Raw genomic sequence first — 13869 nt, forward strand, 5'->3', positions numbered from 1 at the left:
AAATTCGGACACGTCCGATGACTCGTAAATCCCCTTTGTTAGGCGCTTTACCAATTGCTTTATGACAGTTCCGTTATTATACCCTTTTCTTCTTTTATTCTCTTGTATTCTTCTGTAAATGATTGTGCCATATTCTTACCAATTTGTACTTCAGTTATTTTTAATATACCGTCATATGCTATTCGATCCTTGAATGGCATTAATGTTGTTTCAATATATACAGGAATAAAAGGTAAATATTCTGCTATTGAATTTGAAAGACCTATTATGCCATATACATTTTCTTGTTTTTCATCTAGGAATATACAATAGTTTTTTAATTGTTTTAGTATTATAAATTTTCCAGTTATCCTCTTTTTCCAAGATTTTAGTAAATATATGTCATCGTCGGATAATTTTTTGTTTATCTTTATGTATTCATCTATAATTTTTGTATTTTCCCACAATTTAGTTTTAATTTCATCAACGTGATTAAGATTTATATCTTCACCTTTCTTTGGATGTCCAAATTTCTTAACTATTTGATATTTATCGTTGACAAATGCTAAAATATCCAACCAATTCTTGAAATATATGTTGTTTTCCTCTTTCGAAAGATGCATCCTTTTCTCCTTCGGATGATTGTATTACGTAATTGATTTATGTTCAAGATGCCTTTTGTATTCCTATTTTTTATTCCCAGCGTATTCAATTGGTATTGCGCCTAACGCTCAGAACTATACGACGTTTTTACGGTTGCGATAAAGGAATTGCGAAGCAATTCCAGCAACTGCAAAAATGTGGCGGAAAAAAAATACACAAAGGCCGTAGGCCTACTGCACTTTTTCGTAGCCCGAGGAGCGAAGCGACGAAGCGTATAGCGTGTGTTGCTGTTAAAACCCTGCATCGAATAGCCCGCCATGGACGGCGGGCGTATTTTCACTTTAGACAATTATTCTATACTTTGTCCTGTTCATATATTCTTATTGGTATATATTCTGCCATTTCATTAAAATGTTTATCTTGCGCAATGATTTTTAAATTATTCTGTAAACAGTTTTGTGCGATCATTAAATCTGTAATGCCTATGTTATTGTATCCATGTGTGTAATTCATTACTTGAATTTCTTGTAATTCGTTCCAATTTATTTTCATTTCGTATTTTGTTAAACGATTCAATAATTCTTCCAGATGTTTTTCTTTTCTATGAATTATTGAAGGCAATAATTCTGTTAATATCAGATCATTGGTACAGGTTATATTACTGTATATTAAGTTCTTAATGTACCTATATTTTTCATTCCCTCTGAAATATTCTATCCAAGCCGAGGAATCTATTAATATACTTTTCATCGTTTTCTCATTTCCTCAATATTAATTCCCAGGTCAATTTTTCCAAAATAGTCTGCTAATTCTTTGACTTTTTCCCGTTGGATTAAATTTTCCAGAGCTGTTTTAATAACTTCTGTTTTAGTGGAGATATTGGTTATTTCCATAGCTTCTGCGACCAATATATCAGGTAATTCCAATGTAGTTCTCACAAATATCCTCCAGGGCATATAATATCATAAAACAGTATGTACTGTCAAGAGTTTTTTTGCATATTTCTTTGGTATTATTGTTTTTGAGGGCCGCACGGATGCGGCCCTGCCTCTTATTAAATTCCTGGTTTTAATGGCATCTAACGTTCCAGTTGTATGCGAAGTTTTGGCCGCCCGAATAAGGAAATGCGCAGCATTTCCAGGGCGGACAAAATTTGGGTGAAGTGAGGCGTGGGAAGCGAAGCTGACCTAGCCGAACGGAACCCTGGAGGGCCGCAGGCCCGGAACGCATACAAACCTGTTGAGACTGTCGGATTAATATAAAAAGAAGTATTGTAACAAAAAAATAATTTTACTTAAAAAAGGATCGACCAGATTTAATCTTCGTGATATAATTCAATTATTATGGCACGATATAAATACCAAGACCCTTCCCAGGGCTTATTTCTCAATGTTAATCTCAAAGACCAGCTGCTTCCCGGTTCCTTTGAGTGGACCCTGGATTATTTAATTGATAGAACAGACCTTTCATTATTCTGTCTTGCATATAACAATGATGAAAAGGGAGCGCCGGCTTATAATCCCTCTGTTTTATTAAAAATAATCTTCTATTGTTATTCAAGGGGAATTATCACCTCCCGTCCTATTGAGCAGGCTGCCAAAACTAATGTGGTAATTAAAGCCCTTGCCTCTGATGCTGAACCGGATCATGATACTATCGCCCATTTTATTTCCTCAAATAGCGATGCAATAAAAGACTTATTTACACAAATACTTATCCAGTGTAGCCAATTAGGGTTAATAAATGGAGAAATGTTCGCCATAGACGGCTGCAAATTACCTTCCAATGCTTCCCGTGAATGGTCCGGCAGTATTGGGGAACTTAAAAAGAAAAGGACAGATCTTCAAAAATTAGCTTCCAGGATAATAGAACAGCATAAAGAACTGGATAAAAGCGAATCGGCAAAGAAGATACAAAAACCCTTTAAAAAGACCATGGGGGATGACGAGGAAAGGAGACAGCGGCATATAGACCGTATAGAAAGGAAAATAGCCAAACTGGATGCCTTCCTTAAAACAGCGGAAAAACGCATAGGCAGTTCTGCAGGGGAAGTGCAGTCAAATATCACTGACGGCGAGAGTGCGCGGATTAAAAGTTCCCACGGCTATATTCAGGGATATAATGGCATCGCCATAGCTGATTCAGCTCATCAAATCATAGTTTCGGCAGAAGCATTCGGTTCAGGGAGTGAGAGCCAGCATTTTCCCCAAATGCTTGATTCCCTTGAAGAGAATATGCGGACAGTGACGGGGAAAGAAGAACCCCTCAAAAAATCACTTGTTACAGGAGACACGGGATTTTTTTCCGAGAATAATTTACAGGAGGCAAAAAAACGAAATATCAACGTGCTTATCCCGGACCAGCAATTCCGCAGGCGGGATCCCTATTTTGATAATCGCAAAGGTCATAAAGTGAATCGGTTCACTGCCCATGATTTTACCTATAACAAAGAAAACAATACCTTTATTTGTCCTAATAAAAAAGTACTTATATACAAAGGCTTTGTAAAACTAAACCGGAATAGCGGGGACAAGTATCAGGCTTCCCCCGGTGATTGCAAGTATTGTAAGTTTCTTTCACGGTGTGTCGCTTCCCGCGGAGGCAAAACCCATATGCGGACATTATATCTCCCTGCTTCAAAGAATATTGAAAATCTTAGTGACAAGATGCGGAATAAGATAGACGATCCTGCCTACCGGGAACTATATTCCCGGAGGATGCAGATAATAGAGCCGGTCTTTGCGGATATTACGTATTGCAAAGGCATGAACCGCTTTAGCCTGCGTTCAAAGGGAAAGGTTAACATTCAATGGCTGCTATTCTGTATGGTACATAATATTGCCAAATGTATACACCCTCTGGAGCTTGGATATGGTAATTAAGCGGAATAATAAAAGAAATATGCCTGTAATTCGTATAAAAGATCATTTATTTGTCTGAATTTAAAATTAAATAAAAATTATTTCTGAATTGAATTATTTGGGGAAATTACTATTTTAAAAATATATTAAATCGACAGCCTGGTTATACGCTGTTTTTTTACCCCCACAACCCAATCGCCCGCAGCCATGGATGGCGGAGGGCGGGCAATAATACTTTTTTATTATATTTTTATACAATTATTTTCTTATTTTTACACTATACGGGTTTCATTCTACGGTAAAGGGTATAGCTTTTGTGGTAAATTTTACACCTTTTAAGTGCAGTATATTTGCTTTTAATAATTAATGCCTTGAGATATTTTTTGAACCATAATATTAAAAACTTTTTTTCCAAAATCCAGGGTAAAAAAGTAAAATAAAAGTATAAATTTCCAACCTTCCAATTATCATCAGGGCAGACAAGCCCCATTTCACATATTCAGGAACCTCATAAAAAATAGCTCCCGATATAAGCTTCCCAAATCCAAGACCTATATTCCCCACGGTTATGAGGGCGGCATTGAGAGAATCGTACAAGCTCACGCCGGCACTACTTACGAGCAGGGTTCCTAAAACAACCATTATTGCATAAAGATAGAAAAAACTACTCACACTATAAACAATATCTTTCCGGCCGATTTTTCCGTCCAAGTGTATAGAAAATACACCTTTTGGATATAGATGGCGGAACATTTCATTCTTTGTCTGTTTGAATATAATAACATAACGGATAACTTTTACCCCTCCGGCAGTTGAACCGGAACAACCGCCAATAAACATGAGCATAAAAACTACAAACTGTGCCAGAGGCGGCCATTGGTTGTGATCGTCAATCATAAAACCCGTGGTACTCATGATTGAGATTATATCGAAAAATGCAAAACGTAATGATTTTTCCAGTGACCCAATGCGCGGCATGATCTGTATTGCAACAACGGTGGTTGCGATAATAACAATCATTGCATAGGCTTTTGCTTCACTATTCTTGGTTATTTCAGAAAACTTACCCTGTAGAAAACGGTATATGAGAGTAAAATTAAAACCTGCAATTAACATAAATATTATACAGACCCATTCAATATATGGTGAATTCCATGCGGCAATGCCAGCATTTTTTGTGCTGAAACCACCGGTTCCAAGGGTGGAAAAAGCATGTATGATTGCATCAAACCAATTCATGCCTCCCAGCATGAGTAACACAGTCATAATGATAGTTAGTCCCAGATAAATGATCCAGAGTATTTTTGCGGTCATTGTTATTTTGGGCGTGAATTTTTCCTTCATTGGGCCAGTCGTCTCGGCATTTACCAAACTAAATCCCCCTGCGCCTAAGAAAGGCACAAGTGCAACAGTAAGGACGACAATGCCCATGCCACCCAGCCAGTGGGTCATACCGCGCCAGAGATGAAAAGAACGAGGCAAAATTTCCAGATCAGGAATAATGGTTGCTCCTGTCGTCGTAAAGCCAGAAACGCTTTCAAAGACAGCATTGGAATAATGAGGCATAAACCCTGAAAGATAATAGGGCACAGCGCCGAGGAGACTCGCCGTTATCCAGGCTATGCACACTAGGAAAATTCCTTCATGAGCCATAAAATTAGTTTTTTGTTTCTTTGAAAAAATAAAAACTGGCAGTGATATAACAAAAATGACAATGATAGTGATACCAAATGAAAAAACCATCACTTCTTCCTGAAAAATTATTGCTATCACCAGTGGAAAAAGCATTGCCAGAGAGAATATTCCTGAAAACATGATTATTAACCTGATAATGGGCCACCGTAGCATATTAAATTACCTTTCTTCTATCTTTCTATAATACTTCTGTATAACTCGATTAACTATAAATAGTATAAATTTTCATCCGTGTATGTCAACTCTTTTGCAATGAATTTTAATAGATTCGATGGTGTTAGGCGTTATATTATACCACTAATGTTTTATACATATAATGCAAAATATTTCAGGCGCCATGGATGACGCCTGCGACGACAAAGGCGGGGTAAAATAATTGCGTATAACGAATTTTATACGCCGTTCGCTTAATCCTTTATTCCGTATATATATGCGAATACACATAAATCAACTAGTAAGGGATATATGCGAACTAGGATGTGTGTATATCTTAAAAACAGAGGGGTAGGGGAGTATAGGGTTAATCCTCTAGGGTCATGTTATCAAGGGGACTTTGAATCTGCAGGGATTTGCAGCGGGCTACATGGGTATAGCGCTCGGTGGTACGGATTGATGTATGACCCAGGAGTTCCTGGATGTAGCGGATATCGGTACCGGATTCAAGAAGATGGGTTGCAAAGGTGTGACGGAGACTGTGAATACTGGCTGATTTTTCGATCCTTGCTTTGCGAAGGGCGTTTTCGAATATTTTTTGAGCGGAACGTATTGACAATTGAAGGGAGGCGGTTCGGCCGGGGAATAGCCAGGTGTTTGTACGTTTAAGGGCAACCACCTCGTTTACACGAAGTCCGGATGAATAGACCATCATCAAAAGAAGGCGGTGCTTCAGGTTTTTTTCAGCATCGAAAATCGCTTTGATTTCTGATTTGGAAAGCACCACCGGCAGCCTTTTGTCCTGCCGGGGTCGATGCTGATCCTGAATGATATCATGTTTCAGGACATTATTATAAAAGAATTTGAAAGCGCTTAGCGCCAAATTCATGGTGGAAGCTGAAAGGTTCAGTCTTTGGTTTTGATAGGCCAGATAGCCTTTAATATCTTCACCGGTGATATTTTCAGGGAGCTTTTGCAGCCGCCGGCAAAGATCCCGGTTGTATTGGACATAGGCGTCTATGGTATTGGCGCTGTATTTTCGTGAACGCAGTTCCACTTCCAGTTTTTCACGCCATATACAAGAAAAAAAATCCGGTAAAGGAGGGTATGCTGCTAAATAGGCTGAATCGGCGCCCGTAGTTTTATTTGAAAGATCGGAATTGTGTTTTTGATACAAAAAGCCGCCGACTGCGATAGGGGTGTTGGGATCCTTTTCAACCTCAACATAGGGTTTATTAACAAGAATCTGCTTTATCAAAATATCGCCATGTTCCGGCTGTACTATGAATTGATTGGATAAAGAGTCCCAGAAACCAAGCCGGCTGGCAATCATTTTAGTAAACAAATTTTTATCATAGTCATAGAAAGGCATTCGGATTTTATTATGTTCGTAAAAAAGATAAACCACATCCATAACATACTCCTAATTTATCATTTGCTTGTACCATAGCACATTTAAGGAATAATCCTATACTTTAGTAAGTATTTCAAGGGTTTGTTCCTTATATGCAAGTAGACAGAAGATACATTATCTATAGTAATATGAAATATTATTTTTAGTATTTCTTCTGACAAGGCTATGCGCCGGTTTCAGGATAAATTTTTCTGAAGGCTTCCATATAAAGTTCGGGCTGTTCGGGATCATCCTGGTTTTTTGCCAGCACCCCCAGGCGCTTAACGCCATAAAGGGAGCCTTCCTGTTCCAAACGGCCCATGCGGTAAGTTTTTTCATCCTTAAAGGGAATGCGTTCTTCGATGCCTGCATGAGACTCATACATTCCTCCCCAGAGCAGGGCCGAGAGGGAATATTTTTTAGAGCCCGATGCAACAACAATGTTCATGGTATTGTGAATGAGTATGCCCTCGGGCAAAACCTTATTCATCCGCGTCAGGAACTCATTGCCCTCAAGAAACCCCTGGGTTTCTATGGCTGCCATTTCGCTCATTGCAGTTATCCCAATGGCCAGGGGGGACGCGATTTCAAGGTGAGGTAAGGGATTGAAACCCCCGGTGTACAAAACAGGCAACCCTGCCCTAACCATGGCCATGGAAAAAATTTCGACAATAGTCAGGTGGGAATAAAAGACACCCGGGCCGCTCTTGGAAAAAGAAAAAATTATTTTATAGGTTGAGGGATCTTTGCGATACTCAGTATTGCCGCCAAACACGGTTTCGCTTTTGACTTCATTCACAACAGGAACGTAAAGTAAATTCTCATCATGTATGGTATTTTGCACTATTTTACTCTCTCCTCGACAAATTCCACAGGGATGGGTGCACTTTTCCATACATGGTAAAGTAAATTCTCCGGACTTTGATTTTTCCGCTTCGCTTTCAAGAAAATTTGAGCCCAGACCTGGCTTGATAAAATCCCAGGGCAGGCTTTTTTCCGAATTGCCATTCCGATCCCCTGGATTCATGATTCCTGAAACATACTCTGAATGAGCCTCGAAAATTTCCTTCCAGACATCCCTTTTCAGGTATTCAGTCCAGGCATCCAGGCGACAGCCTTTTTTCCAGGCTTCTTCGATAAGGGCCCCTGCCTGCGCATCGCCACGGGAAATGACCCCTTCGATAACGGAAATAAAGGGGTCCTGTACGCCTGTTTTGTGACCCCGGCTTTTTAATTTTTCCCTGATGAACTTAAGCTTTTTGCCGGCAGTTTCTTCGTCGAGCTGGCCTGCCCATTGGTAGGGTGTGTGGGGCTTGGGGACAAAGGTCCCTACATTCACATTGAAGTTCATATTGGTTTCTTTGGCAGCCCTGAATATAAAATCGACAATAGCTTCTTCTTCATTGATTCTTTCACCTGATGCGTTGAGAGGCTCCAAGGGCAATCCAATCATGAAATAAAACTTGGCGCCCCGCCAGCCATGCTTTTTGGCTTCCTTGATTATGGAAACCACACTTTGAAGGGACACTTCCTTGTTGATGGCATGCTGCCAAAATTCTTCAGGGGTCTCCACCGCAAAGGTAAGACCGCTCCTCCGCACTTCGGATATCTTTTCCAGCAAAGGCAGGGAAAAAGTTGAAACCTTTAGGGAGGGAAGCTGAAAGCTGATATGGCTTTCGCTGTAAAGCTTATTGAGGGACTCTACAAGCTCCCCTATCCCCGTATAATCCCCTGTAGAAAGGGAGGAAAGGCTTATCTCCCTGTAGCCTCCAAGTTTGATAAAATCGGCCGCCTCGGACCTGACCATTTCCGCGCTCTTCTGCCTCATGGGCCTGTACCAGAAGCCTGCATGGCAGAAGCGGCAGCCGTTAGGGCAGCCTCGCATTATTTCGACTGCCCCATGGTTCTGAATGACTTTTAAATTGGGCACGGGATAGACCGAGGCCGAAGGAGGCCGCTTTGAAAAATTCCAGTCTATGGCCCGCCGGGCTTCACCCTTCCCTCTTGCCCATACCGAGGGGTGGGAAATTATTTTTTCCAGAATTTCTTTCCTGCCCTTCCCTCCCGCTCTCTTTTTTATATCCCGTGCTTCCGCGGCAAGATCAAAAAAACCACCTTCAGCCTCGCCTATCCAGAAAGCGTCAATAAAGGAAGCATAAGGCAGGGGGTTTGAAACGCAGGGGCCGCCCATGATTACAATTGGGTCATCCTCCCCTCTCTCGTCCGCATGAAGGGGAATAGCCCCTAAATCCAGCATGGTAAGAACCCCGGTAATGCCCAGCTCATAGCCCAGGGTAAAAAGGAGGAGGTCAACACTTTTAATGCTAATCCCTGTATCAAGTCCGTAAAGGGGGATGCCCTTGTTTCGCAGCAGGGCTTCGAAATCGGGGGCAGGGGCAAAGGCGCGGTCGCAGGAAACATCATCAATGCAGTTTAAATAATTGTAGAGTATTCTTAAGGCCTGGTTGGACATGCCTATTTCGTAGAGATCCGGAAAAGCGATAAGGGCCTGGAAAGAAGCGTCCTTTTTTGCAAGGCGGCCATATTCGCCCCCGACATAACGTACGGGTTTTTCAGCATCAAGAATTGCGCCGCCAATATCCTTCAGAACATCAATATAGTCCCTAATGGAGGAACCTCCTCACATGTATGCTTAGCGCTAGGCCTATTCCAACCATGGCGGAGATAATGGATGAACCACCGTAGGACATGAAGAGCAGAGGGATGCCTGTGATGGGCATGATCCCCATGGTCATCCCCACATTGATGAAAAAGTGAAATATGAACATGCCTGCAAGCCCTGCGCAGATATAAGCCCCAAAGGGATCTGCCGAGGTTCTTACTATGCGCATAAGGCGGAGTATGATGACCAGGAAAAGGGCAAAAACCAGGAGGCCCCCCAAAAAGCCCCACTCCTCGGTAAAAATCGAAAAGATAAAGTCCGTGCTCTGCTGGGGCAAAAAGCGGTAATGGCTCTGGGTGCCCTGTAAATAGCCTTTGCCCGCAAGGCCCCCTGAACCTATGGCGGTAACGGACTGGATAATGTTCCAGCCTGCTCCCTGGGGATCGACCTCGGGGTCCAGGAACACGATGAGCCGCATGATCTGGTAATCTTTGAGCACTTTGTGGGACATGAATGAAGCCCCCAAAGAAAGTACCACTACTGCTGCGGAATAAACTATCCAGAAAAAGTAACGCTTCCTGTATTTTACAAACCCAAAAACAGCGATAATGCCTATGGCGCCAAGGGCAAGTATTGCAAAGCCTATGAATTTTGAATTGCTCAAGAATGTCAAATCAAGGGATTGGTTTTTTAGTATCAGGCTCTGCCAGAGGGGCAATACCATAAGCCCCCCGGTGAGAGCTATGGTTGCCAAAAGAAAAAGCACATACCGCAATGCCACGCCGGCCGCAAAAGTCATCACCAGGAGTATAGGTATAAAGACAAGGGAAGTGCCGAAATCCGGCTGTATCAGGATCAGCCCCATGGGCAGAAAAACAATAAAACAGGAGATCACGAACCGCATAAATGAGTCGGCACCTCTGCCCGAATCCGCAAGATGGCGGGCCAGAAAAATAATGGTTGTGATCTTGGCGAATTCGGAGGGCTGTATGCCGAAAGCGCCTATGCCTATCCATGCCCTGGCGCCGTTCACAACACGCCCGAAAACGCAGGTATAAAAAAGCAAAACCAGGGTTCCCAGATAAAACCAGAGTGAAAGATCTCTTATGCGCCTGTAATCGACCAGCACCAGCACCAGAGCGATTAAAAACCCGCTTATGCCCCAGATAATCTGCCGCATATATTCAGAGGAAGCCAAAGGCCCGGCGGAAGAAATTCCCGAAATTCCCGATGAATAGATGAATAGCACTCCAAAGACAGTCAACACTACTGCTGCGAAAAGGAGGAAAAAATCTATTTCCAGATAGTCTTTAAGGGCCATGCTATTCCCTGCGTCCCTGTATGGTCAGATTGTTTTGAATGCCCAGAGTGCGCGAGGCTTCCTCGTAGGTCTGGTCGGCAAATATGCCCTGATAAATAATCGCGGAGCAGTAAACAGCCCACCATTCCCAGGCATTCACCGCTTCCACGATCACGGTCACCGCTACCCTTTCTTCGGGGTCATCAGTCTGGTAGGGCGCATAGGAAGTGAACCAGGAATGCCATTTGTCCTGGAGCCCCACTTCGGCAGTCCCTGTCTTGCCTGCGATCTCGACGGCTTTTATGTCCAAAGGGAAACGGGCTGTCCCTTCGCTGATTACGCCCCGCATGTCTTTGCGGACTTCTTCAAACACCGAAAGGGGCAAATCGCTCTGGTGCAGAACTTCCGGCTGCATGCTCTGTTCCACTGCCCCTGTCCGCGGGTCCCGCACTTCCTTGAGGAGATGGGGCTTATAAACAACCCCGCCGTTCGCTGCCATGGAAACCATATTGTTCATCTGCAGGGGGGTTACCAGGGTATAGCCCTGGCCTATGGACATATTCATGGTATCGCCGCCCTGCCAGCGTTCGTGGAGGCGGCGATCCTTCCATTGGGGGGTGGGGACAAAGCCGGAGATTTCCCCGGGAATGTCTATGCCGGTTACATCCCCGTAACCATAATCCCTGGCATAGTTCACGATGTTTTCAACCCCAAGATAGTCGCGGCCCACGTTCCAATAATAAATATCGCAGGATTGCGCCATTGCCTGGTGCAGATTGAGCCTCCCATGCCCAGGCCGCCTGATATGGCAGCGCCAGAGACGGTCGCCATAGCTCAGTTCACCGAGGCAGTCGATTGTTTGATCCGGGGGGAACGCGTTCTCGGCAATAATGCCTGTGGTCATGATGATTTTAAAGGTAGAGGCCGGAGGATAGCTCGACTGTATGGCCCGATTAATGAGGGGCTTGTTGGGATCGCTTATCAGAGCCTGGTATTCTGAGCCAAGATCCGAATGGTTGAAGATATTGGGATCGTACCAGGGATAGGAGACCATGGCTAAAATTTCCCCTGTTGACGGGCGGGTCACCACCACAGCCCCTATGCGCCTGCCCAGGGCTTTTTCAGCCAGGGTTTGAATTTTCCGGTCTATGGTGAGCACTAGGTTCTTGCCCATGGTGGGGGCGATCCGGGTATTGTCCCCCACGCGCCTGCCTCTCACATCAACAGTGCGGGTTTCCCGGCCTTCCCTTCCCCGCAGTATCTCGTCGTACTGCCGCTCTATGCCGTTCTTGCCGATGACATCATCCTGCTTGTAGCCCTTGTTATAAAGCATGGTAAGCTCATCCCGGGTTATGCCGCCCACATATCCTATGATGTGGGAAAGGCTCCCTATTTCAACATAGCTGCGCATGGGCTTGGACTGCCATGAAACCCCCGGCAGGGTATCAACCTGTTCAGCCAACGCGGCAATGGTGCCAAAAGCGACATTCGCCGCAACTTCCACAGGCTGGTAAAGATAATAAATTGAAGGAGGAAGCTTCCGTTCAATCTGCTCCCGGCCTACATTGAGTATTGCCGCGAGGCGCCCTATGAGATCGTCCATTTCGGCCCTGGGGACTTCTGCAGGAGTTACGCTCACCGCAAAGGAATCGGTGTTGAGCACCAGGGGCTGGGTGTAATTCCGGTCGTATATTTCGCCCCTCTGGGCCGGTATGACCGTGGTCCTGCGGGCAATATTCTGGGCCCGGGAGCGGTACACATCGCCGCTTAAGATCTGCATGCTGAAAAGCCTTATTGCGTACGCAACGAAGATAAATATGAAAAGCCCCCTGAGGACCGCGATGCGCAATTCGGGCCTTTCTTCCCGTTCGGAAGCCATTACGTTTCCCTCTTCCCTGCGAGCAGGGATTCAAAGAGGCGCAAAAACCCGAAGAGGAAAGGCGCTGAAACGATATTCATTCCCAGCTCCACCCAGAAAAGGGGCGCCGCAAAATCGTAGGATGGAATAGCACCCACCAGGAGCAGATGAAGCAGAAAAAACACCAATGCTTTTAACACTGTCGCGCCTGCGCAAAGGGCCATGGGAAGCAAAAAGGGATCGAGAAAGAAGGCGCCCTTCATGAGCCCTGCCAAGGCCCCTGCCAAAGTGCGGACAAAAGCATTGAGCCCCAGAGGAGCCGCCGAAAGAAAATCCAGAAGCAAGCCGGAAAAGAAACCGGTGAGCTGCCCTGTCATGGTGCCGTTCACATACGCAGTGTATACGACAATGCCCAGGACAAGATCGGGGACTGCGTGGTAAATCGCAAGCCTGCGGAACAAGGTTGATTGAAGCAGGGCGGCGGCTATGCAAAAGACAACAGCCCAAAAAATCTTCTTAGCCATTGGGCGCCTCTGAAACAGCAGTTTCAGTTGAGGCGTCAATCACGAAAACATATTCAAGCCGCGAAAAATCAATGGCAGCGTCCAATTCAACTACCATGGAGTTTTCATTTTCCTGGTAATTTATGATATTCACCCTGCCAATGTTTATCCCCGGAGGATAAATACCGCCCAGGCCCGAAGTCACAACCATCTCGCCTATGCTTATCTCGTCCCGGGCCTGCTTTTGTATAAAGCGCATGACAAGGCGATCCTCGGTCTTGCCCTGGCCTTCGCTTATTCCTTCGTAGCGGGATTCCGAAAGCCGGGAAGAAACAAAAGAGCTCGCGTCATAGAGGGGCATCACAAGGCTTTCGAAAGCCCCTGCCTGTATCACTTTTCCTACCAGGCCCTGGGTTCCGCCCTGATACGCTATGACAGGCATATTTGCCTTTATCCCGGCGTGGACTCCCTTGTTTATCACAAAAGCCGAAAACAGATTGTCAGGATCTTTCCCGATAAGCTCGGCGGGAATATGACGGTAGCGCAGGGCCTGCGAAAAACCCAGCTGCTCACGGAGGCGGTTGTTCTCCTGGCGGATTTCCGCAGCGCTGCGCTCAAGCTGTTCATACCGGGATATGCGTTCCGTAAGTTCGTTGTATTCCCGGCGCAGTATCGCAAGCTCCCGGATGGAAAGAACAGTCCTGGACACAAAGGAGCTGGCCTCGTGTATTCCGCCCCTAAGTCCCGAAAACACCGAAAGCCCCAAGTCTTTAAAATCCGAGACAAAACTGCGGGTGGAGAAAAACAGGACAGAAAACGAACCCAGCATAAGGACTATAAAGACAATGAGATCCGTATTCACCGGAGACTTTTGTTTTTTGCCCCCTCCCAAGCGCATAAG

Annotated in this window: 11 protein-coding genes; 1 reads left to right on the plus strand and 10 read right to left on the minus strand. The window is 44.6% G+C overall.

Annotated elements, in window-relative coordinates; genetic code table 11:
* Positions 1-59: 59 nt before the first annotated feature.
* The 3 genes from TREAZ_RS08625 to TREAZ_RS08635 all read right to left on the minus strand — a co-directional run bounded on the left by TREAZ_RS08625 (position 60) and on the right by TREAZ_RS08635 (position 1520).
* A complete protein-coding gene (locus TREAZ_RS08625; RefSeq protein WP_015711449.1) occupies positions 60-602 on the minus strand; it encodes a hypothetical protein in 543 nt (180 codons plus the stop codon).
* A 334-nt stretch (positions 603-936) separates the two neighbouring features.
* Positions 937-1332, minus strand: coding sequence for a PIN domain-containing protein (locus tag TREAZ_RS08630; RefSeq protein ID WP_015711450.1), 396 nt, complete (start codon positions 1330-1332; stop codon positions 937-939).
* Positions 1329-1520: a type II toxin-antitoxin system VapB family antitoxin gene (locus TREAZ_RS08635; protein WP_043923412.1), complete on the minus strand. Its 192-nt coding sequence runs from the start codon at positions 1518-1520 to the stop codon at positions 1329-1331. The genes TREAZ_RS08630 and TREAZ_RS08635 overlap by 4 nt, the downstream gene beginning before the upstream one ends.
* 405 nt (positions 1521-1925) lie before the next feature.
* On the opposite strand from TREAZ_RS08635, the gene TREAZ_RS08640 reads away from it, so the two are divergent.
* Entirely contained in the window at positions 1926-3464 is a 1539-nt protein-coding gene (locus tag TREAZ_RS08640; RefSeq protein ID WP_015711452.1) for an IS1182 family transposase, read from the plus strand.
* 375 nt (positions 3465-3839) lie between these two features.
* Here the strand turns inward: TREAZ_RS08640 and TREAZ_RS08645 are convergent, their stop codons facing one another.
* The 7 genes from TREAZ_RS08645 to mreC form a co-directional block, all read right to left on the minus strand.
* On the minus strand, positions 3840-5258 hold the full coding sequence (locus TREAZ_RS08645) for a TrkH family potassium uptake protein (RefSeq protein WP_245535004.1): 1419 nt from the start codon (positions 5256-5258) through the stop codon (positions 3840-3842).
* Positions 5259-5658: 400 nt separating this feature from the next.
* A complete protein-coding gene (locus tag TREAZ_RS08650) occupies positions 5659-6636 on the minus strand; it encodes a tyrosine-type recombinase/integrase (protein ID WP_245535005.1) in 978 nt (325 codons plus the stop codon).
* A gap of 232 nt (positions 6637-6868) precedes the next feature.
* On the minus strand, positions 6869-9157 hold the full coding sequence (locus TREAZ_RS08655) for a TIGR03936 family radical SAM-associated protein (protein ID WP_015711456.1): 2289 nt from the start codon (positions 9155-9157) through the stop codon (positions 6869-6871).
* Between the two features lie 151 nt (positions 9158-9308).
* A complete protein-coding gene (gene rodA / locus TREAZ_RS08660; protein WP_015711457.1) occupies positions 9309-10628 on the minus strand; it encodes a rod shape-determining protein RodA in 1320 nt (439 codons plus the stop codon).
* Between the two features lies 1 nt (position 10629).
* Positions 10630-12486 (minus strand): penicillin-binding protein 2, encoded by a 1857-nt coding sequence (mrdA, locus tag TREAZ_RS08665; protein ID WP_015711458.1) that lies wholly within the window; start codon positions 12484-12486, stop codon positions 10630-10632.
* Positions 12486-12989 carry a rod shape-determining protein MreD gene (gene mreD / locus TREAZ_RS08670; RefSeq protein ID WP_015711459.1) on the minus strand — a complete coding sequence of 168 codons (504 nt, stop codon included), beginning with the start codon at positions 12987-12989 and terminating at the stop codon, positions 12486-12488. The genes mrdA and mreD overlap by 1 nt, the downstream gene beginning before the upstream one ends.
* Positions 12982-13866, minus strand: a complete 885-nt coding sequence (gene mreC / locus TREAZ_RS08675; RefSeq protein WP_015711460.1) for a rod shape-determining protein MreC — start codon at positions 13864-13866, stop codon at positions 12982-12984. Before mreC ends, mreD begins: the two co-directional genes overlap by 8 nt.
* Positions 13867-13869 lie beyond the last annotated feature (3 nt).

The sequence above is a fragment of the Leadbettera azotonutricia ZAS-9 genome (assembly GCF_000214355.1).
Taxonomy (GTDB): domain Bacteria; phylum Spirochaetota; class Spirochaetia; order Treponematales; family Breznakiellaceae; genus Leadbettera; species Leadbettera azotonutricia.

Coding starts and splice junctions, on each gene's coding strand:
- TREAZ_RS08625 (WP_015711449.1), bottom strand. CDS start 602: ATGCATCTTTCGAAAGAGGAAAACAACATATATTTCAAGAATTGGTTG.
- TREAZ_RS08630 (WP_015711450.1), bottom strand. CDS start 1,332: ATGAAAAGTATATTAATAGATTCCTCGGCTTGGATAGAATATTTCAGA.
- TREAZ_RS08640 (WP_015711452.1), top strand. CDS start 1,926: ATGGCACGATATAAATACCAAGACCCTTCCCAGGGCTTATTTCTCAAT.
- TREAZ_RS08645 (WP_245535004.1), bottom strand. CDS start 5,258: ATGTTTTCAGGAATATTCTCTCTGGCAATGCTTTTTCCACTGGTGATA.
- TREAZ_RS08655 (WP_015711456.1), bottom strand. CDS start 9,157: ATGTCCAACCAGGCCTTAAGAATACTCTACAATTATTTAAACTGCATT.
- rodA (WP_015711457.1), bottom strand. CDS start 10,628: ATGGCCCTTAAAGACTATCTGGAAATAGATTTTTTCCTCCTTTTCGCA.
- mrdA (WP_015711458.1), bottom strand. CDS start 12,486: ATGGCTTCCGAACGGGAAGAAAGGCCCGAATTGCGCATCGCGGTCCTC.
- mreD (WP_015711459.1), bottom strand. CDS start 12,989: ATGGCTAAGAAGATTTTTTGGGCTGTTGTCTTTTGCATAGCCGCCGCC.
- mreC (WP_015711460.1), bottom strand. CDS start 13,866: ATGCGCTTGGGAGGGGGCAAAAAACAAAAGTCTCCGGTGAATACGGAT.